This is a genomic window from Pseudoalteromonas luteoviolacea (assembly GCF_000814765.1).
Lineage (GTDB): Bacteria > Pseudomonadota > Gammaproteobacteria > Enterobacterales > Alteromonadaceae > Pseudoalteromonas > Pseudoalteromonas luteoviolacea_H.
In genome coordinates, this window is sequence record NZ_JWIC01000010.1 from 721,370 (window position 1) to 741,066 (window position 19,697).

Sequence of the window (19,697 nt, forward strand, 5' to 3'; positions counted from 1 at the left end):
CGCTTTATAACGACTTGATGTACTGAGTAAATTCGTTACCTAATGATTCATCTTTCATGGCATACTGAACAATCGCTTTAAGATAGCCAAGCTTATCACCACAATCATGAGCTATACCACTCATATGGAATGCCTCAACTGTATCTGTTTCCATTAACATATCTATGGCATCTGTTAGCTGGATCTCACTTCCCGCACCGACAGGTGTTCTTTTCAAAAGCGGCCAAATTTTACTAGATAGGACATAACGCCCAACAACAGCTAGGTTTGATGGTGCTTCTGCTTGATTAGGCTTCTCAACCATAGATTTGATAGCCGTGCTTTGCCCTGGCGACAACTCAATGCCATTAATATCAGCGATACCATATTTACTGACATCTTCATATGGTACTGGCTCCAGCATGATTTGGCTATTGCCATTTTCTTGGAAACGTTTAACCATGGCAGCTAAGTTTTCGCTGCGCTGATCAGCGCTATATTCATCCAAAATGACATCAGGTAGCACAACGATGAAATCATCATCTCCAACGATTGGCTTAGCACACAAGACTGCATGTCCAAGACCTTTTGCTTCACCTTGTCTTACATGCATAATTGTGACGTCTTCAGGACAAATAGAGCGGATTTCATCCAATAACTTTCTCTTCACTCGCTTTTCCAATGTAGCCTCTAGCTCAAAGCTTGTGTCAAAGTGGTTTTCAATTGCATTCTTTGAAGAGTGAGTTACCAAAACAATTTCTTTTACACCAGCAGATACGCACTCCTTTACGATGTATTGAATAAGCGGCTTATCTACAACCGGTAACATTTCCTTTGGGATTGCTTTTGTTGCTGGCAACATGCGAGTACCCAAACCCGCAACAGGGATAACTGCTTTCATATGTGTTCGCTATTGAATTATATTTTCTTAAGGTAAAGTCTAATTCTATCTTACATAGCAATTGTGTGAAATGTCTAAAGTAAAATAAAAATTCGCTCAAATTGCCATTGTAAAAAAGGGGTCTTGTGACCCCTTCAAGTACTAATTTAAATTCATTTCTTGTATTATTTCATGCGCTATTTCTGGTGTTGTACTTACCGGCTTTTCATGCTTATTTGCTTTGAGTTGCCCTTTTCGATGCTTTAATGACGCATCTAATTTTTTTGCAGCATTCGCAATAGCGGGATACATAACCTCATTGTCTCCCTTAACTGATATTCTAGATCCAGCGTAGTTTGTACTTATTTCCGTATAGAATTTTTTATGCTCTTTACTAATGATAATATCGAGCGATAGCAATGAAGGAAAGTGATTGGCAATTTTTGAAAACTTTTCTTGTACATGCTGTTTCACTGCATCTGTCATGTCTACATGATGACCAGAAAGATTAATCTTCATAGGATCTTCCTTTTTTTATTTACCCTATAAATAAGTATTGGAGCATACCTTCCAATTCTCAAGGGCAAATTTAAGAAAATTGTCATGATGTGGTTATCATTTTGATTTAAGTCATATTAATATGCGACCCAAAATAAGACTGAAACTAAATAAATGGTAATTGGGTTTTACGCGAAAATACCTCTCTTTTCACAAAGAAGGCTGACAAAGTCTTAAAAACAATAAATTTTTAATACGTTATGAAATTGACTGTCTCATTGAGTAATTTGCAGGCATTAAAAAAGCCCCCATTTCGGGAGCTTTTCATCTAAGCCGACTTATAAATTATAAACCAGCTCTTTTCTTTATCTCTGCAATAAGTGGCGAGGCACCATGTCCATTGCTTTCTGCCCAAGCAATGTCTGCCCCATCTGATAGCGCACTTTTTGGTAACCCTTTGACAATTAACTTACCAGTTTCAACGGCATTACTTGCAATAGCATGGCGAAGAATATTATTACCATTACACTGGATTGAACCAAAGATATTACGAACTTTCACACGTGAACTCTTTAGCGCTTTACGAACACGCCCTTTATCATCCACTGCGATGTACTCGCATAATGTGATAGCCAACTGATCGTTTGCTTTAGTTTCCGAACTAAAAGAAAACGCGCCCAAACCAATACAAACACTTAACAAAACAGGTACAAATTTCATTGCCAATTCACCTAGCACTTTTTTATTACATAAGGACAAACACTATTGTAGCAACACACACAACTGTTAGCAACAAAGTCATAATCCTTTATTCAAAGTTACGAACTTATAACGATATTTATTTCTGTCATCTGGCTCATGAACTTCGCTTTCAACTTCTACCCAATTACCTGAAGAGGTATGGTCTGGGAACCTCGTATCCCCTTCAACATCCAAGTCAATGTATGTTAAATACAACCTTGTACATAATGGTAGAAACTGATTGTAAATATTTCCACCTCCGATGATCATAACCTCGTCTATTTTATCTACTAAAGCGAGCGCTTCTTCAGTAGACGTTGCAACCTCAATACCTTCGGCCTGATACTCTGCATTTCTTGTAATTACAATATTTCTTCTGCCGGGTAACGGACGACCAATCGATTCAAATGTTTTTCGGCCCATGATAACTGGCTTGCCTAGCGTTACTTTTTTGAAATGTTGTAGATCGGCAGGTAAGTGCCAAGGCATTTTATTATCATCCCCTATCACTCTATCCTTCGCCATCGCTGCTATCATTGATATAACCACAATTCTCTCCAATAATAATTTTGTATTAAAAAAGGGCCAAACGGCCCTTTATTATCTTTCGTAGATAACTTCTACATCGTAGTCATCTTCATCCCAGTCATCCCAATCATCATTTTCTTGAGTTGCCTGACGATGATAAGTATCCCACTTAAACTCAACCTCTTCTTGCTGTTCCTCGTCAAATTTATCTCTTGGCAAGGTATCTAACAGGCCTTGTATATCGTAACATAATTGTTGAGTATTAAATTTATTCGCCGCAGATATGCGGTACACTTCTTTTGCATCTAATTCTTGAGCAATGCGTTCACACACATCTTCTAACTCATCTTCCGCAAGCAAATCTATTTTATTTAATACCAACCAACGTGGCTTTTCCGCAAGCTTGGGACTGTATTGATGTAATTCATTGATAATGGCAAATGCGTTATCTACAGGATCTGTACCATCAACTGGCATCACATCCACAACATGCAACAACACTCTACAACGCTCTAAATGCTTCAGGAATCGGATACCTAAGCCCGCACCATCAGATGCGCCTTCAATCAAACCAGGTATATCAGCGATAACAAATGACTTGTTGGCTTCAGGTCTCACAACACCGAGGTTCGGGACAAGTGTAGTAAACGGATAATCAGCCACTTTTGGTTTTGCCGCCGATACGCTGCGAATAAAGGTCGATTTACCAGCATTAGGTAAGCCAAGCAGCCCAACATCCGCCAAAAGCATCAACTCAAGCTTTAAGTTTCTCACTTCACCTGGTGTCCCAAGTGTTTTCTGCCTCGGTGCACGGTTAGTACTGGATTTAAAACGTGTATTACCTAAACCATGGTAGCCACCTTTAGCGACAAGCAGCTTTTGTCCATGACGAGTTAAATCCCCCAAGCTCTCTTGAGTATCAACATCTGTAACACGAGTACCTACAGGCACTTTCAAAACGAGATCAACGCCTTTTTTGCCGGTGCAATTACGACCTTGACCATTTGTACCACGCTCAGCTCGATGAAATCGTTCAAACTGATAGTCAATTAAAGTATTGAGGTTTTCATCAGCCTCTAAAAATACGCTGCCGCCGTCGCCACCATCACCGCCATCTGGACCACCATCTGGGACAAACTTCTCTCGACGGAACGAAACAACACCGCTTCCCCCATCGCCGGCTTCAGCACGGATCTCTACTTCATCGACAAACTTCATGGTTACTCTCTTACTGGATTAGAATAGCAACAGCTATTATAGCAAGGTACGCTTAGCTGCTGATAAATAATATGTAGCTATAAAAACAAAAAACCCCGCCTAAGCGGGGTTTTTATCAATCTTTACCGATTACTCAGCAACGATGCTAACGTATTTACGGTTTAAAGGACCTTTAGTTTCGAAAACTACTTTACCATCTGCTTTTGCAAAGATAGTGTGGTCTTTACCGATACCTGCGTTAGAACCAGCGTGGAACTTAGTACCACGTTGACGAACAAGGATGTTACCCGCTAGAACTGATTCGCCACCGAAACGCTTAACACCTAGGCGTTTACTTTCTGAATCGCGACCGTTACGAGTACTACCAGCTGCCTTCTTATGTGCCATCTTTCTGTACCTCTAAAAATTAAGCGCTAATGCCAGTGATTTTAACTTCAGTGAACCACTGACGGTGGCCCATCTGCTTACGAGAATGCTTACGACGTCTGAACTTAACAATCTTAATTTTCTCGCCACGACCGTGAGAAACAACCTCAGCTGTTACTTTACCGCCATTTACGAATGGTGCACCGATCTCGATCTTTTCACCATCAGCAACTAGAAGTACTGAATCAAATTCAATTGATGCACCAGTCTCAACGTCTAATTTCTCTAGACGAATTGTTTGACCTTCAGTCACACGGTGCTGTTTACCACCACTTTGGAAAACCGCGTACATAATTAACTCCGTTGTGCGCCCTCAAATCGACGCAACTTAATATTCTTCAATAGGGCGCGAAGTTTACGCTAATGTCGAACTACGCGCAATACCCTAATGACAAAATAATGAATAAAAATTGGCTTGTTTGAGAGCATTAATTCATTTTTGCCTATTCTAGCTAAAAAGTTCGCATTGCTAAACTATTTTTTACTACTAAAACTTCACACCTAAATACTTGACAGATCATAACAGTACAGATACTGAACACAAAAATGACCATTATTTAATCCAATCATTATTTTTTTAACTATCTATACGTTTAAAATTCGAGTCGGCGGAAATTTTAATGTACAATCTGCGGCGTTTATCTCTAACTGGGGCTTTAGCACGGTATACTATGGATATTAAGACTATCCAATCATTGATTGAGCAAGACATGCTCTCTGTGAATCAACTTATTTTTGAACAAATGCAATCTGATGTTGCATTGGTAAATCAATTGGGTCTGTATATTGTTAATAGTGGTGGGAAGCGGGTTAGACCAATGCTAACACTGCTTGTTGCCAAGGCACTTGAAGCTGAGCAACAAAATAAACATATCACTTTAGCTACCATCATTGAGTTTATTCATACTGCAACCTTGCTACACGATGATGTCGTCGATGAGTCAAACCTAAGACGCGGAGAGCCAACGGCTAATGCTGAATTTGGTAATGCTGCAAGTGTACTTGTTGGAGATTTTATTTACACGCGTTCCTTCCAGCTGATGGTTGGGCTTAATAACATGGAAGTCATGCAGATATTGGCAGATGCCACCAATATCATTGCTGAAGGTGAAGTGCTGCAATTAATGAACTGCAACGACCCTGACACCACTGAGCAGAGTTATATGCAAGTCATCTACAGCAAGACGGCAAAACTATTCGAAGCAGCAACTTTGTTGCCAGCCGTTGTCTCAGAGCAGCCAAAAAACATTAAAGAAGCATTAAAGCTATACGGCATGCATTTGGGTACCGCATTCCAACTGGTTGACGATGTACTTGATTACAGTGCCAATGCTGAGTTATTGGGCAAAAATATCGGAGATGATTTAGCAGAGGGTAAGCCAACACTGCCCTTAATTTACGCTATGAAGTCAGGCACAGAAACGCAAGTCGCGCAAATTAGAGAGGCCATCGAGTCAGGTAACGGCATCGATAATTTGCCTGATATATTGCAAACGCTTGAAGAAACAAATGCACTGCAAAAGACCATGTTAAAAGCTCAGCAAGAATCTGAAAAAGCTATCGCACAACTTGCATGCTTAAGCGACTCAGCATTCAAAGAGGCACTAATTGCCTTAGCGAAGCTTTCAGTAGATAGAGAATACTAAAAATGAAAAAAAGCTGCCTAGGCAGCTTTTTTTACTTCTCTGGTGGCCTATAGCCTTCAATTTCAACTTCTTTATCTTCAAACAAAAAGCCAACCATTTGCTCTTCCAATAACTGTCGATGTTCAGGATCCATCATATTTAAATGCTTTTCATTGATCAGCATCGTTTGCTTATGTTGCCACTGTTGCCAAGCTTCTTTCGAAATATTATTAAATATGCGCTCACCTACTTCACCTGGATACAATTGAAAATCCAAGCCAGCAGCCTCTTTGTTTAATTTCTGACAAAAAACTGTACGTGCCATCTTCTCACCTATACTCTGTCTTTTTGATGTGACAAGTTTACCCCATTGCCTTTAATACTTTAACTAACTTTTTAGTCGGCGCTGCAAGCCCTACTTCAGGAGGGTGATTAATATCGTACCAGAGCAGCTGATTATCATGCACACAATCAGGTATTTGCTGTAATTCAACACAGACTGGCGTAATTGTGAGCTCAAAATGAGTAAAGATATGAATAAATGGATCTAACGTACGAGTTGTGACTTCTATGCCCTGCTGAACTAGGAAAGTTTCTAACTCAGCTAAGTTTGCAAACTCAAAAAAGCCGAATAAACCGCCCCAGATACCACTGTTAGGGCGCTTTTCCATCAATACCTGAGTGCCCACCTTTACCATTAGATGATAAGCAGACTTTTTAGGTTTTTCTTTTTTAGGTTTTGAATTTGGGAATTCTTTCACTCTATTATTTTTGTAAGCTAAACACTTTTCAACAAGTGGACAAGCCTCACATTGAAACCGTGAACGAGAGCACAAGCTAGCCCCCAAATCCATCATCGCTTGGTTAAACTCTCTCACATCTCCAGATGGCGTTACCGCATTGGTCAGTTCCCATAAGTGATTTTCCACTTTTTTAACGCCATACCAACCTTCAACCATAAAAAAACGTGCCAATACACGCTTCACATTACCATCTAGAATAGAGTGGTGTTGACCTAAAGCAAGTGAAAGTACAGCACCCGCTGTTGAGCGCCCAATCCCTGGTAAGTCAACAACCTGCTCAAAAGTTTCTGGGAATTTTCCGCTATATTTGTCGCGTATAATTTTGGCTGTTTTATGAAGGTTTCTTGCCCTTGCGTAATAGCCTAACCCAGTCCAATGATGCAATACCTCATCTTCATCCGCATCAGCCAAGTCAATGACTGTCGGAAATCTTGACATAAAGCGCTCAAAATAAGGGATCACAGTGACGACTTGCGTTTGCTGCAACATCACTTCAGACACCCATACTTTGTATGGAGTCTTATCTATTTGCCATGGCAGTGTTTTTCTGCCATGAAGGTGGTACCAATCCACAACTTGTGTTGCGAACCAATCTGCTGTTTGACGGTCAACGGGCATCTTTATTCTCAATCTACTAGCTACAGCCGCCAGTGTAAGAAGGTTTTTAAAAACGTCAAGCTCTTGTACTTATCGACGCGAACAGGGATAATATGCGCCCAATTTTTACACCGCAGATGATGACAATGAACGAATCGAGTAAACAAGCACTAGAGCAGGCTGAGCAAGAAGGTAAATACATCCGAAAAGTGCGCAGCTTTGTAAAACGTGAAGGTCGCCTAACTAAAGGTCAAGCAGCAGCGCTAGAAAAGTGTTGGCCAACTCTTGGACTTGAGCATAGCCAAGGCTTACTCAACTTCAATGAAATATTTGGCAACGACAACGACGTAGTTGTAGAAATTGGCTTTGGTATGGGGAAATCACTGGTTGAAATGGCCAAGAATAATCCAAACCAAAACTTTATCGGTATCGAAGTTCACCGCCCAGGTGTTGGCGCATGCCTTATGGAAGCAGATGAACATGGCCTAACAAATCTACGTGTTTTTGAACACGACGCAGTAGAAGTGTTGGCCGATTGCATCCCTGATAGCAGCTTAAGTAAATTGCAGCTATTCTTCCCAGATCCATGGCATAAAAAGCGTCATCACAAGCGCCGTATTGTGCAGCCTGAGTTTGCACAAAAGATCCGTGCCAAATTGAAGGTTGGTGGTGTTTTCCATATGGCAACTGATTGGGAAAACTATGCGGAGCATATGCTAGAAGTCATGCAACAAGCAGAAGGCTATAGCAATCAGTCTGAAAATAATGACTACGTACCTAGACCTGACTTTAGACCACTTACCAAATTTGAGCAGCGTGGGCACCGACTAGGTCACGGCGTGTGGGACCTCATGTTTGAGCGTACAGCTTAATTATCAGTAAGGGGCGCTTTCAGCCCCTTTAATTTCATGTCGACACCAGCTAACTACCTGAGATCAATAATGCAAAAACTATCAAACCCTAGCTTACTTTTACTTCGCAATGAAGAGGAACTCCACGGCGAAAAAGTACTTGTCATTAATCATAGTGATGATGGTTTCTTGCCTGAATTAACAAAAATTAATTCCACATCTCAGGTTTATGCTTTCAGTTATAATTTTGCCGACCACCTTGCAGCTTCCAAGCACCAGCACGTGACTAGCTTTGTCGGTCATAGCTTACCAAGTATCGATGATTTGGACTTAGTCATTTATTACTATCCCAAATCTAAGCCGGAAGCGAACATGATGTTATCTAACATTCGAGCGAACCTTGGTAAAGCAACTCGTTTACTGGTTGTTGGGGCAAACAAAGGCGGTGTTAAATCAGTTGAAAAACAACTCAAGCCCTATGCCCAGGCAAGCTATAAATTAGATAGTGCCAAACATTGCATACTCTATGAGTTCAATGAACTCACTGAAGAACAACACTTTGACATTACCGATTATCATCAAACATTTAGCGTCAAAGTCGCAGAACAAAACTTCACAGCGGTCAGTGTCCCAGGGGTATTTAACCATGGCAAACTCGACATCGGGACAGAGCTGCTGCTCAACAACCTCTCTATGCCTCAAAAAGGCAATGTATTAGATTTTGGTTGCGGTGCCGGTTTAATAGCAACTTACATGCTCAACGCGCAACCTAACCTATCACTATACTGCTTAGATGTCAGTGCACTTGCTCTTTACGCCAGTGAACAAACGCTGAAAATGAATGGCCATACAGGACATTTCATATTAAGTGACGGTTTAGGACAAGTGACAGAAAAATTTGACGCAATTGTGAGTAATCCACCATTTCATACCGGTTTAGATACCGATTACAGCATCGCTGAAACATTTTTAGCTAATGCCAAGCATATGATGAAAAAAGGTGCAAACTTGCAAATAGTCGCAAATAGCTTTTTAAAGTATCCACCTATTATGGAACAACATTTTAAACACTTTAAAACCGAGACAAAAAACACCAAGTTTGCTGTATACCACGCACAAAATAGTTAAATCAGTGAGCTTTACCATCAACAAAAAGTAATACTAAATGCTTGGCTGACGATAAGATAAAGGGAATTGTCCGCTTTTTTGTTAACTTACTTAACTAAGCTGCTAAACTAAGGTTAGCTGTTAAGAGGTCCACCTATGAGCGCGCAATGGGAAAACACGCAACAAAAACAAGTATAAGAAAAGTTTTGATAAGTGCTGTTATGCTAGTAACAGCTTTGTCGCTCTCTCTATCCATTTCAATTTCTACTTATCTTGACGTTAAAGAGCAGAAAAAGTTAATCGTCAACAAACTGCAAATGATTGCTGAGATCATCGCATTTAACGCACAAATCACACTCATTTTTGACGATAGAAAAACCGAAGAAAAGCGACTCAAATCGTTTAATAAAGTTGAATTGGTTAAAAATATTCATATCTATGCCATTGATGATGTCACCAATAAGCCCGTGTTTTTCACCAGCTACAACGCAAGTAAAACGCCCCCAGTCCCTCTGAAAGTCAATGATATTGAGACACTCAAAGAGCCAAAAGTATCCGCTGATTACGTCGAGCTGATCATCCCTGTTGAATACGAAGGTAAAGTTGAGGGGTATGTCTATGTGAGAGGTGGTTTAGAACGACTATCGCAGTACATTAATCAAAAAATACTGGTCGATATTGCGCTCACGTTGATCGTATTAATTTTAGTACTGTTTGTTGCGCGCGCCATTCAAAAACGAATAGCGAATCCAATCGACTCCTTATCACTCATGCTGCAAGATGTGTCCAAAAATCATAATTATTCTGCGAGAGCGACAAAAAGCGACATTGAAGAAGTCAACATGCTGGCCAATAACCTCAATATCATGCTCGCTCGCACGCAAAATCAATTGGCTCGCCATCAGGCTGATAAACTCGAAATCAAGCAGCTAAACCAAAACCTAGAGGAAAAGGTGAACCAGCGTACCATCGCATTACGTGAAGCTAACCAAGAGCTACTCAACACCTTAGAGCGAATGCACCAGTACCAGAATCAAATTGTAGAAAATGAAAAAATGGCCTCGCTGGGGCAAATGGTAGCCGGTGTTGCTCATGAGGTAAATACCCCTATTGGATTAGGTGTTACTGGTTCTACGCTGCTAAGGGATAAGTTAGCCGACATCAATGCAGCATTTGAGCAGAAAACCCTGACATCCAAGCAGTTAGAACGCTTTATCCATGATGGAATTGAAAACCTAGACCTAATATACCGAAATTTAAATCGCGCAGCAGAACTGATCTCCAGCTTTAAAAAAGTCGCAGTTAGCCAAGATGTTGAAGTTAGTTCAGAAGTCAATATCAACAAATTATTCAATGCAATTGTCAGCAGTATGCGCGCTGAAATTGACATTAAAAACGTGGTGTGGGATCTCTCGTGTCCAGAGCAATTGACGGTGAGAACCAAAGCTGGCTTATTACAACAAGTATTTGAACAGCTTTTATCTAATTCCCTCATCCATGGCTTTTTAGACCTCAAAGATAATCAAATCCATATTCATGTAGAGCAACGCAATCAAAGTCTTGAGATTATCTATCAAGACAATGGGATTGGTGTATCAAATGCCGTCAAAAAACGTATTTTTGATCCGTTCGTCACAACTAAACGTGGAGAGGGTGGCAGCGGTCTCGGCATGCACCTTGTTTACAATTTAATCACCCAAGCTTTGGGCGGCACTATAACCCTGTCTGATGATAATAAAAAAGGTACGGAATTTATTATAACTTTGCCTCTAAAAGGGGTAATTTAATGAAAATAATGTACCTAATAGCTGCATTTATTTTTATTTTTTGTAGTTTAAACGTTGACGCAAAAACACCTCATGAAATTCGTTCCGCTTTTTTATACCAAATGGCGAAGTTAATCGATTTTCCGGAGCAAAAAAATAAACAAGTAACCAGATTTTGTTTTTATGATTTAAATCATGGACCCGGTGCTATTTTAAATAAAAATAATAACTTAAAAATACGAGGTAAACCGATAGATATAATAAAGGTAAACCTTTCTGACCCTTTTAGGGAACTTTCCAAGCGCTGTGATATCACATACATTGATGAAACAATGGAAGATGATATACTATCCTCTTGGACCGATACAATTACCTTAAATATGGTGACTGTAGGCGAAAGTATCGAATTTCTGGAAGGGGGTGGGATTGCTTCCTTGGTCCAAGAAGGGAGTAAAATTCGGTTATATATTAACAGACAAGAAGTTGCACAACATAACTTTAAAGTGCTCTCCAGGCTACTCGCAGTTTCTAAGTTCTATCCTGACTGATTTTACTTGTTAACAATTGAATATACTCCTATAATCGTTAACATTCGGTTTTATTATATAACACCGAAGTTTTTGTAAATAAAACATTCCGAAAAGGTTAATTAATAATGCAAACGCCAGTCATTCTAATTGTTGAGGATGAAGACGTAACTCGACTGAACCTCGTTAGTTTATTTGAAGCCGAAGGTCATAAGGTAATTGAAGCCATTGATGGCGATGATATGCATGAAAAATTGACAGCAAACGACGATGTCAACTGTGTAATCATGGATATAAACCTTCCTGGTAGAAACGGCCTAATTTTGGCTCGTGAGTTACGCCAGAAAAAAAATGTAGGCTTAATTTTCTTAACAGGTCGTGATAACGATGTCGATAGAATCTTAGGTTTAGAGATCGGTGCAGACGACTACGTTACAAAACCGTTCAACCCTCGTGAACTAACTATCCGAGTACGTAACCTTATTTCACGTACAGGGTCAACACCTGAAGAGTCAACTATTGACAGCAACGGTGTTATCACGTTTAACGGATGGGAACTAGACGAAAATAGTCGCTGTCTAACGTCACCAACAGGTGAATCTAAGCGTCTACCAAAGGGTGAGTACAGAGCGCTACGCTTAATGCTTGACTCTCCAGGTCGTATTTTCAGCCGTGAACAACTTATTAAGCACATGACAGGCCGTGAGCTTCGCGCTAACGACCGTACTGTTGATGTGACGATCCGTCGTATTCGTAAGCACTTCGAAACCGACAACAACACACCTGAGCTTATCAGCACGATTCATGGTGAAGGTTATCGCTTCATTGGTAAGATCGATAACACTCAACCATAGTTCGCTAAGAGTTTTCAGCGAGTTTTGCAATTAATGAGTGAAGGGCTAACTGCCCTTCTCTTATTAATTCTTCCAACTCTTCTACCCACACCTTTCGCTTCTGTGCATCGACCTCAGCACACTCCGTCTCCATCACTTTCGCATGTTGCTGAACAGATTTAAGTCCCACAGAGCCAGCCGCACCTTTAAGTTTGTGTGCCACTGAGCCATATTCAGCCACATCATCCGCTAGGTTTGCTGTTTTTAATTCATCGCAATATGTTGGGTTTAGCTTAGCAAATAGCTCACAACTACGCTTGAAAGTATCCACTCCCATGGATGCTACGAAATCCGTAATCGTCTCTATATCGAGTAGCTCACGTTCAATTTCTAGTACTTCAATGTTGCTTTGTTGCTGGGCATTCACTTCTTCTTTTACACTATCAATACCAAATAACTCGGCAAGCATTTTGTCTAGCTTGGTGGTATTGATTGGCTTAGCAAGCGCACCTTGGATACTGATCCCCTGCAGCTCTTGTTCAGCACTACGTACATTTGCGGTCAGTGCGACTATAGGTAAACCGTCAAAATGGCTATCATCTCTGATCTGCCTAGCAACTTCATCACCATTTAAATCAGGTAACTGCATATCTAATAAGATCAGATCTAAATCGTCTTCTGTTTGTACAAGAGATAGCGCATCTTCGCCAGTCTCAGCCCATATTACTTCGTGACCACGTTGTTCAAGTAAGTTAGTTGCAATCTCAGCATTAAGCGGTACATCTTCTACAAGCAGAATATACAGCCCCCTACCCGCATAACTTTGCTGACTTGGCGCAGTACACAACTCCAGTGGTATTTCTACATCAAAGCGACTGCCTTGGCCAGGCATACTGCTGACCGCTATTCTGCCTTTCATCGCCAGCACAAGTGCTTTTGTCACCGCAAGACCAATGCCAGAGCCGATAGCATTGTTACCCTCAGCATCAGGCGCCTTATAATACATGTCAAAAATCTTATCTTGCTGCTCTGATGAGATCCCAACACCTGTATCTATGATACTCATTGAAAGCCAAGGGCCGTTTTCACGATTTTCTCTGCGACACTCTAACGTAACACTGCCTCTATGTGTAAACTTCACTGCGTTATTGATCAGATTCCAAAGTACCTGACGCAAACGAGTCGGATCGAGCAATGCGTATATATCTAGCACCCCAGAACGTTGAATTTTGAATTCAAGCCCTTTTTGACCCGCGATTAAATCTGAAAAATTAACCACATCATTGATAAAGTCAGAGACATTTATACTGTCCGTCGCAATATCAAGTTGCTCACGATCAATCTTATCTAGATCAATAATATCATTGAAAATATTACCCAATGTCTCAGCGCTGGAAAATACCGTATTACACCAACTTTTCTGTTGCTGTGTTAGCTCAGTATCAAGTAGCATCCGAGTTAAACCCACAATGCCATTGAGCGGCGTTCTGAGTTCATGGCTTAGTGTGGCAATAAATTTCCCTTTATCTTTATAGGCTGTCTCAAGTGCCTGTTCAGCTTCTTTTCGACTCGTGATATCACGACCAAAAGCAAGTAACCCGATATACTCGCCTTCGTTATTAATAAAGGGAAGCTTGCGCATTTCAAACCAACGGTTTTCGTCTTTTACCGAATACTCTACATCGAGAGATAAAGTTTGCTGAGTTGCACTCACTTGCGTATCAGTCTCCAATACTTTGGGTACGACTTGGTCGATGAAAATCTCATCTGCGGTTTTACCAATCAACCCTTCGCTGTCGATACCAATAACCTGCTCGAATTTTTTATTGCAACCCGCAAACACACCATGTTCGTCTCGGTAATAAAATAAATCGGGGGATGAATCGACTATCGAGCGTAACAACATGCTCTGTTGAGCGAGCTCTTGCTCAGCTTTGCGGCGCTCTGTTATTTCGTTCCGTAACTCAGCTATTGCACGATGCTTAGCATGCAATGCCATTTTACGCTCATCTATTTCATTATTAAGGCGGTTAATATTGTCTTTAAGTGTTTGGTTGAGCAGCTTTTCCTGCTGTGTTGCTGACTCTAAATACTCTTTTGAGCTTTCCAGCTGCCGGATCGCAAATACGGCCACCGATATGAGCAATGGCGAAGTCAAAGCGGCAAAAACCACTACCGAAAGTACATTGACTAATGTAACGGAGCCCAGCGCCACATAATAAAACATACAAGACAAAACCAGCGACGCAACCAATACCAACGTATAAGCAATCGCTCCGGCCTTGCGTTCACCGTATTTTCGAACCAAGTTGGAAAGAATTCGAGCCCAAGACCCAAATGAAGAATCAAGCATAATAATAGTCACCTTGTTAACGCCGCTATTATACCTCAGCTGAGCACATATGCGAGCGGCCAAGCGCTGGAACTTTGTTGAAAAATCTCAAACTTTTAAATTTATCACAATCCAAAGTAACCACATAAAAAATGTGATAATGTATCAAATATTGCACACTATATGACTTTTTCTTTATTCAATATGAGAATAACCACAGAAAAAAAACTCGATTTAGTGTAATATAAGAGCATTTCTGAGGTCGTGATTAAAGAGAGTTTAAATGCCAACTTCAATGCCAGACATTGCGCACAGTGCTGCTGCGCTGAAAACCGGAACTTTAGACTGGGTTGGAATGGGAGATATTGAATTACCATTTCAATTTGCCAGTAAAGGACTAAATGATATTCCTGTCACTGCTAAAGCTGATGCTTTCGTCAGTCTAGATAAACCGGATGCTAAAGGCATACATATGTCTAGGCTATACTTAGCATTAGACAAACTATCATGTGAACAGTCTTTATCACCAGAAACACTTACGGCATTGCTAGACCAATTCATAACCACTCACGAAGGTTTGAGTGGCTCAGCCAGAGTCATTATTAAATTTGACCTGCCTCTGCGTCGCGCATCGCTACTCAGTGGCAAGCAAGGTTGGAAAAGCTACCCAGTTACTATCACTGCCACTTTAAAAGAGCAGAAACTCAGTATCGAGCTTGCTGTTGATGTCACTTATTCATCAACCTGCCCTTGCTCTGCTGCACTGGCAAGGCAACTGATTCAAAATGCCTTTGAGGAAAAATTTGCAGGTCAACCTTTGGACCATGCAAGTGTGCACGCATGGCTTGGCACAACTGAAGGTATAGTGGCCACCCCTCACTCCCAGCGTTCTGTTGCTAATATCAAGGTGCAGCTACCACAGGGTGCCCCAGACTTTGATATTAAAGGGTTAATCGACATTGCAGAGCAAGAATTACAAACACCAGTTCAAGCAGCTGTAAAACGTGAAGACGAGCAAGAGTTTGCCAGACTGAATGGACAGAACCTGATGTTTTGTGAAGATGCGGCAAGAAAATTAAAAGCACTGTTAAACCAGCAAAACTTTGCCGACTTTTTCATCAAAATTAACCACTACGAATCTCTTCACGCTCATGATGCCGTTGCCTATGCGGTTAAAGGGATCGCTGGCGGCTATAAGGCCTAGGGGCCTGTCGGCGCTAAATAACATTTAGCGCCTACCCTAAGATCACTTTCGGCACACTCTTTGCTTATAAATTATCAAAGTCAATTTGTTGTCGTGGAGTGATTTATGGAGTTAACACTTTTAGCTATTTTAGCGCTCGTAGTTATTGCCTCTATCGTAATTTCTAAATATACCGACGTGGGTGGCAACCCTTATCCGTTTAACCGTAAAGAGTCTGTTTTTACGACTGTAGAAGCGTCCTTTTTGCAACTTCTCGAGCGAGCTGTAGGTGATAGATATAAAATTGTAAGCCGCGTAAAGTTAGTCGACGTCATTGAGTGCAAGCCAGGCTTATCAAAAAAAGCTAGACGCTCAGCCATTACCAAGGCGCAAAATAAGCAGCTCGACTATGTATTAGTAGATAAGAGTACACTCAATATTGTCGCCGCGGTAGATTTGGTTAATAACGCCAACAAGAATGGTCACAAAGCCCAAAAAGATTGGTTTGTTAGTGGTGCACTAGAGTCTGCGGGGATCCCTCATATTAGAATGAAGATAAAATCGGGTTACAAGAGTCCAGAAGTCCGTGCCGCAATCTTATTCAAGTTGGGTCAAAAACCTGACAAAACTAAGCCGATTCGCAATCGCAACAATAAACCTGCGGTGCTTTCACCATCACAAGCAAAGGCGCTTGCTGAAATCTAACATCATCCCCCTTGCTGCTTAAATTTTTAAGCAGCAAGTCCTACAGTTTTAACGACGAATTAATGCTTTCAAAATAAGAATGTATATAATGAACAATAATTAAATACAAAGAGATAAATTATGAAAATTGGCATTATCGGTGCGATGGAGCAGGAAGTTACGATTTTACGTGACACAATGCAGTCACCTAAAACCCTGACAAAAGGTGGATTCACATTCTACACAGGCGAACTTGGCGGTCATGAAGTGACGCTGGTTCAATCAGGTATAGGTAAAGTTGCAGCAACGGTTGCAACCACACTACTCATCGATAACTTTGCACCAGACTGCGTTATCAATACAGGGTCTGCTGGCGGGTTTGAGCCATCTCTCAATGTCGGTGACGTGGTTATTTCTAGTGAAGTACGTCATCATGATGTAGATGTTACTGCATTTGGATATGAAATGGGCCAAGTGCCACAAATGCCTGCGGGCTTTGAAGCACACCCAGCGCTCATTAAAGCTTCTGAAGCAAGCATTCACGCTGTCGGTGATATTCAAACTATGGTAGGACAGATTTGTACTGGTGATTCTTTCATGTGTGATCCTGTGCGCATTGAAAAGACACGTCAGGATTTTCCAAATATGTTAGCCGTTGAAATGGAAGGTGCTGCAATTGCACAAGCATGTCACGTACTAGACACCCCGTTTGTCGTGATCCGCTCACTATCAGATATCGCAGGTAAAGAATCTCCACAGTCTTTTGATGAATATTTAGAAGTTGCTTCTGTCAACTCATCAAAACTAGTGGTCGCATTGCTTGAAAACCTGCAACAGGTAACGCTGTAAGTGACACTCAATTTGTTGCAAGCCCAAGAGGGCTTGCTTATCTTTTGTTTGGCCCTGATATGTGCATTTGGCTTGAAGCTGTCAAAGCTCTATCATCCCAATACGGTCTTTGCGCTACTCACTCGCAATTTAGCCAAGCGCGTCGTAAAAAAGCATAACTCTGATGCTCAACATACCCTTTCAGGCACGCTGGCTTGCTTTTTACCAATACTGACTGTGGTTGTGTTGCTCTACACCTTATCTTATATCTCTTTCTATCCTCAGTGGTTTGGCGGTTTAATCTTATTTCTATGCTTAGATACCCATTTTGAGACACGCGCTCGACGCATTACAAAACTGATATCCCATGGTCAAAAAGGATCGGCAAAGCAGCTATTAACCAGTATTGTAAGTAGAGATACCGATAAGCTATCTGAAGTTGGGATCATCAAAGCGTGTTTAGACTCACTCGCCCTCAACACAGTTCGCCATTTTTATCTTGTTATCATTTTTTATATTATCGCAGGGCCCTACATCGCACTTACCTATAAGCTGTTATTACTTTGCGACCAAAGCTGGAGACAGCAGTTAAGCGTCAGGCACCCATTTATGCGCCCAGTTCAACGCTCGATATATTTACTTGAGTGGCTTCCACTACGAGGGTTTGCTTTTATTATGGCCCTCACACAAAACTTCTCTAAGACAAGACACTACTTTAAACATTATGCACAGCATTACGTAAATAAAAATTCAGGCTGGGTCATGGCACTGTTTTCTGCCAATTTAAATGTGCAACTTGCAGGGCCACGATTTTACAACAACGAACGTTTTGACAACATTAGGATTGGTAGCGATAGGCAGCCAGTGGTTGAAGACATTCAGCATATGCTAAAGCTGTTGAGCAGTATGAGGTTATTTTGGCTGGGGTTGACCGTTTTAATTTGGTTTGCCATTAATTTAATATAGCCAAGCAGTAATGACCACTTGGCTATCAAATCAGGCAATTAGTTTACTGTTACTTTAGCAAACTTACGCTTACCAACTTGGTAAATCTCTGTACTGCCTTTTGCTACTTCTAATTTAGTATCAGTGATTTTCTCTTCACCATTAAGTTTGACCGCACCTTGTTTAATCATGCGCATGGCTTCTGACGTACTCGCCACAAGACCCGCTTCTTTTAATAAATTTGCAATAAACGTGGTGTCGCCTTCGATGCTGATTGATACCTCAGGGATATCGTCTGGCAATGCATTCTTCTGGAAACGCTTAATGAAGTCCTGATGTGCAGCTTGTGCATCTTCTTCACTGTGGAAGCGAGCAATCATTTCTTTTGCGAAATCGATTTTGATATCACGTGGGTTACGACCAGCTGTCACTTCTTCTTTTAAGGCTTCAATATCTGACAGTGACTTAGCACTTAGTAGCTCATAGTAACGCCACATGAGATCATCAGAAATTGACATGACTTTACCAAACATTTCCGTTGGTGCATCTGTGATACCAATATAGTTACCTAAAGACTTTGACATCTTTTGCACACCGTCAGTGCCTTCAAGCAGTGGCATCATTAGCACTGTTTGCGGCTTTTGGCCTTCTTCTTTTTGTAACTCTCGGCCCATCAATAGGTTAAAGCGTTGATCCGTACCACCAAGCTCAACATCCGCTTCCAATGCAACAGAGTCCCAGCCCTGAACTAGTGGATATAAGAACTCATGGATAGCAATTGCTTGGCCGCCAGCATAACGCTTTTTAAAATCATCACGCTCTAGCATACGAGCCACAGTTTGACGTGATGCAAGCTTGATCATGTCCGCACTGCTTAATTTTTCCATCCACTGTGAATTAAACGCAACCGTAGTTTTTGCAGGGTCAAGGATTTTAAATACTTGCTCTTTATAGGTTTCTGCGTTGGCAAGTACATCTTCACGAGTAAGTGGCTTACGAGTGACATTTTTACCAGTTGGGTCACCAATCATACCGGTGAAATCACCAATTAAGAAAATGACCTCATGACCTAAATCTTGGAAAGTTTTTAATTTATTAATTAGTACTGTGTGGCCTAAATGTAAATCAGGCGCTGTTGGATCAAATCCAGCTTTAATACGCAGCTTTTTACCTGACTTTAATTTTTCTTTCAGTTCATCTTCTATCAATATGTCTTCTGCACCACGCTTAATCTCAGCAAATGCAGTTTCAATGTCCACCATTATCACTCCAACACAATATTCAGTTTATCGCTCGATTCTAGCCTATATTGCGCGGAGTTTAAATGCACAAAATACTGGTATTAA

General features: G+C 41.0%; 21 protein-coding genes. 10 read left to right on the plus strand and 11 right to left on the minus strand.

The genetic code is table 11. The features are described 5' to 3' along the window. Positions 1–4: 4 nt before the first annotated feature. The 7 genes from galU to rplU form a co-directional block, all read right to left on the minus strand. Positions 5–880, minus strand: coding sequence for a UTP--glucose-1-phosphate uridylyltransferase GalU (gene galU / locus JF50_RS24770; RefSeq protein ID WP_039611928.1), 876 nt, complete (start codon positions 878–880; stop codon positions 5–7). A gap of 141 nt (positions 881–1,021) precedes the next feature. Further along, positions 1,022–1,378 carry a ribosome hibernation-promoting factor, HPF/YfiA family gene (gene hpf, locus JF50_RS24775; RefSeq protein WP_039611929.1) on the minus strand — a complete coding sequence of 119 codons (357 nt, stop codon included), beginning with the start codon at positions 1,376–1,378 and terminating at the stop codon, positions 1,022–1,024. A 324-nt stretch (positions 1,379–1,702) separates the two neighbouring features. Then, the gene (locus tag JF50_RS24780; RefSeq protein WP_039611930.1) at positions 1,703–2,077 is read right to left on the minus strand and encodes a DUF3718 domain-containing protein; all 375 of its coding nucleotides are present in this window, start codon (positions 2,075–2,077) and stop codon (positions 1,703–1,705) included. A gap of 78 nt (positions 2,078–2,155) precedes the next feature. Beyond that, complete coding sequence (gene folA / locus JF50_RS24785) at positions 2,156–2,647, minus strand: type 3 dihydrofolate reductase (protein WP_200890439.1); 492 nt, start codon at positions 2,645–2,647, stop codon at positions 2,156–2,158. Positions 2,648–2,698: 51 nt separating this feature from the next. Then, on the minus strand, positions 2,699–3,844 hold the full coding sequence (cgtA, locus tag JF50_RS24790; RefSeq protein WP_039611931.1) for an Obg family GTPase CgtA: 1,146 nt from the start codon (positions 3,842–3,844) through the stop codon (positions 2,699–2,701). Between the two features lie 129 nt (positions 3,845–3,973). After that, on the minus strand, positions 3,974–4,231 hold the full coding sequence (gene rpmA / locus JF50_RS24795; RefSeq protein ID WP_023399740.1) for a 50S ribosomal protein L27: 258 nt from the start codon (positions 4,229–4,231) through the stop codon (positions 3,974–3,976). A gap of 19 nt (positions 4,232–4,250) precedes the next feature. Beyond that, complete coding sequence (gene rplU / locus JF50_RS24800; RefSeq protein ID WP_023399739.1) at positions 4,251–4,562, minus strand: 50S ribosomal protein L21; 312 nt, start codon at positions 4,560–4,562, stop codon at positions 4,251–4,253. Between the two features lie 379 nt (positions 4,563–4,941). Here rplU and ispB point away from each other — a divergent pair, with 379 nt between their 5' ends. Next, positions 4,942–5,916, plus strand: a complete 975-nt coding sequence (ispB, locus tag JF50_RS24805; protein WP_039611932.1) for an octaprenyl diphosphate synthase — start codon at positions 4,942–4,944, stop codon at positions 5,914–5,916. Positions 5,917–5,947: 31 nt separating this feature from the next. Here the strand turns inward: ispB and JF50_RS24810 are convergent, their stop codons facing one another. Then, positions 5,948–6,220 carry an oxidative damage protection protein gene (locus tag JF50_RS24810; RefSeq protein WP_039611933.1) on the minus strand — a complete coding sequence of 91 codons (273 nt, stop codon included), beginning with the start codon at positions 6,218–6,220 and terminating at the stop codon, positions 5,948–5,950. A 37-nt stretch (positions 6,221–6,257) separates the two neighbouring features. Continuing rightward, the gene (gene mutY, locus JF50_RS24815) at positions 6,258–7,316 is read right to left on the minus strand and encodes an A/G-specific adenine glycosylase (RefSeq protein ID WP_039611934.1); all 1,059 of its coding nucleotides are present in this window, start codon (positions 7,314–7,316) and stop codon (positions 6,258–6,260) included. A 125-nt stretch (positions 7,317–7,441) separates the two neighbouring features. Here mutY and trmB point away from each other — a divergent pair, with 125 nt between their 5' ends. The 5 genes from trmB (at position 7,442) to arcA (ending at position 12,400) form a co-directional block, all read left to right on the plus strand. Further along, the gene (gene trmB, locus JF50_RS24820) at positions 7,442–8,167 is read left to right on the plus strand and encodes a tRNA (guanosine(46)-N7)-methyltransferase TrmB (RefSeq protein ID WP_039612204.1); all 726 of its coding nucleotides are present in this window, start codon (positions 7,442–7,444) and stop codon (positions 8,165–8,167) included. Positions 8,168–8,236: 69 nt separating this feature from the next. Beyond that, positions 8,237–9,274 carry a methyltransferase gene (locus tag JF50_RS24825; RefSeq protein ID WP_039612205.1) on the plus strand — a complete coding sequence of 346 codons (1,038 nt, stop codon included), beginning with the start codon at positions 8,237–8,239 and terminating at the stop codon, positions 9,272–9,274. 146 nt (positions 9,275–9,420) lie between these two features. Then, positions 9,421–11,040, plus strand: a complete 1,620-nt coding sequence (locus tag JF50_RS24830) for a sensor histidine kinase (protein ID WP_039611935.1) — start codon at positions 9,421–9,423, stop codon at positions 11,038–11,040. After that, positions 11,040–11,567, plus strand: coding sequence for a YfiR family protein (locus JF50_RS24835; RefSeq protein ID WP_039611936.1), 528 nt, complete (start codon positions 11,040–11,042; stop codon positions 11,565–11,567). The genes JF50_RS24830 and JF50_RS24835 overlap by 1 nt, the downstream gene beginning before the upstream one ends. Positions 11,568–11,674: 107 nt before the next feature. Further along, a complete protein-coding gene (arcA, locus tag JF50_RS24840) occupies positions 11,675–12,400 on the plus strand; it encodes a two-component system response regulator ArcA (protein ID WP_039611937.1) in 726 nt (241 codons plus the stop codon). Between the two features lie 4 nt (positions 12,401–12,404). Here arcA and arcB read toward each other — a convergent pair whose 3' ends face one another. Beyond that, the gene (gene arcB / locus JF50_RS24845) at positions 12,405–14,732 is read right to left on the minus strand and encodes an aerobic respiration two-component sensor histidine kinase ArcB (protein ID WP_039611938.1); all 2,328 of its coding nucleotides are present in this window, start codon (positions 14,730–14,732) and stop codon (positions 12,405–12,407) included. 262 nt (positions 14,733–14,994) lie between these two features. Here arcB and folE2 point away from each other — a divergent pair, with 262 nt between their 5' ends. From folE2 to JF50_RS24865, 4 genes are all read left to right on the plus strand, one after another. After that, positions 14,995–15,915, plus strand: coding sequence for a GTP cyclohydrolase FolE2 (folE2, locus tag JF50_RS24850; RefSeq protein ID WP_039611939.1), 921 nt, complete (start codon positions 14,995–14,997; stop codon positions 15,913–15,915). 105 nt (positions 15,916–16,020) lie between these two features. Further along, positions 16,021–16,599 carry a DUF2726 domain-containing protein gene (locus JF50_RS24855; protein ID WP_039611940.1) on the plus strand — a complete coding sequence of 193 codons (579 nt, stop codon included), beginning with the start codon at positions 16,021–16,023 and terminating at the stop codon, positions 16,597–16,599. 120 nt (positions 16,600–16,719) lie between these two features. Next, positions 16,720–17,427 (plus strand): 5'-methylthioadenosine/S-adenosylhomocysteine nucleosidase, encoded by a 708-nt coding sequence (gene mtnN, locus JF50_RS24860; protein ID WP_039611941.1) that lies wholly within the window; start codon positions 16,720–16,722, stop codon positions 17,425–17,427. After that, on the plus strand, positions 17,428–18,372 hold the full coding sequence (locus JF50_RS24865) for a cobalamin biosynthesis protein CobD/CbiB (RefSeq protein ID WP_039611942.1): 945 nt from the start codon (positions 17,428–17,430) through the stop codon (positions 18,370–18,372). Positions 18,373–18,410: 38 nt separating this feature from the next. Here the strand turns inward: JF50_RS24865 and tyrS are convergent, their stop codons facing one another. After that, positions 18,411–19,610, minus strand: a complete 1,200-nt coding sequence (tyrS, locus tag JF50_RS24870; RefSeq protein ID WP_039612206.1) for a tyrosine--tRNA ligase — start codon at positions 19,608–19,610, stop codon at positions 18,411–18,413. Between the last annotated feature and the right edge of the window lie 87 nt (positions 19,611–19,697).

What these genes read in the sequence shown, in the direction of transcription:
- galU (WP_039611928.1), bottom strand. Translation starts at nt 880, where the DNA reads ATGAAAGCAGTTATCCCTGTTGCGGGTTTGGGTACTCGCATGTTGCCA.
- rpmA (WP_023399740.1), bottom strand. Translation starts at nt 4,231, where the DNA reads ATGGCACATAAGAAGGCAGCTGGTAGTACTCGTAACGGTCGCGATTCA.
- JF50_RS24855 (WP_039611940.1), top strand. Translation starts at nt 16,021, where the DNA reads ATGGAGTTAACACTTTTAGCTATTTTAGCGCTCGTAGTTATTGCCTCT.
- folE2 (WP_039611939.1), top strand. Translation starts at nt 14,995, where the DNA reads ATGCCAACTTCAATGCCAGACATTGCGCACAGTGCTGCTGCGCTGAAA.
- JF50_RS24830 (WP_039611935.1), top strand. Translation starts at nt 9,421, where the DNA reads ATGGGAAAACACGCAACAAAAACAAGTATAAGAAAAGTTTTGATAAGT.
- trmB (WP_039612204.1), top strand. Translation starts at nt 7,442, where the DNA reads ATGAACGAATCGAGTAAACAAGCACTAGAGCAGGCTGAGCAAGAAGGT.
- JF50_RS24835 (WP_039611936.1), top strand. Translation starts at nt 11,040, where the DNA reads ATGAAAATAATGTACCTAATAGCTGCATTTATTTTTATTTTTTGTAGT.
- arcB (WP_039611938.1), bottom strand. Translation starts at nt 14,732, where the DNA reads ATGCTTGATTCTTCATTTGGGTCTTGGGCTCGAATTCTTTCCAACTTG.
- JF50_RS24780 (WP_039611930.1), bottom strand. Translation starts at nt 2,077, where the DNA reads ATGAAATTTGTACCTGTTTTGTTAAGTGTTTGTATTGGTTTGGGCGCG.
- arcA (WP_039611937.1), top strand. Translation starts at nt 11,675, where the DNA reads ATGCAAACGCCAGTCATTCTAATTGTTGAGGATGAAGACGTAACTCGA.
- cgtA (WP_039611931.1), bottom strand. Translation starts at nt 3,844, where the DNA reads ATGAAGTTTGTCGATGAAGTAGAGATCCGTGCTGAAGCCGGCGATGGG.
- rplU (WP_023399739.1), bottom strand. Translation starts at nt 4,562, where the DNA reads ATGTACGCGGTTTTCCAAAGTGGTGGTAAACAGCACCGTGTGACTGAA.
- mutY (WP_039611934.1), bottom strand. Translation starts at nt 7,316, where the DNA reads ATGCCCGTTGACCGTCAAACAGCAGATTGGTTCGCAACACAAGTTGTG.
- ispB (WP_039611932.1), top strand. Translation starts at nt 4,942, where the DNA reads ATGGATATTAAGACTATCCAATCATTGATTGAGCAAGACATGCTCTCT.
- JF50_RS24810 (WP_039611933.1), bottom strand. Translation starts at nt 6,220, where the DNA reads ATGGCACGTACAGTTTTTTGTCAGAAATTAAACAAAGAGGCTGCTGGC.
- hpf (WP_039611929.1), bottom strand. Translation starts at nt 1,378, where the DNA reads ATGAAGATTAATCTTTCTGGTCATCATGTAGACATGACAGATGCAGTG.
- mtnN (WP_039611941.1), top strand. Translation starts at nt 16,720, where the DNA reads ATGAAAATTGGCATTATCGGTGCGATGGAGCAGGAAGTTACGATTTTA.
- JF50_RS24825 (WP_039612205.1), top strand. Translation starts at nt 8,237, where the DNA reads ATGCAAAAACTATCAAACCCTAGCTTACTTTTACTTCGCAATGAAGAG.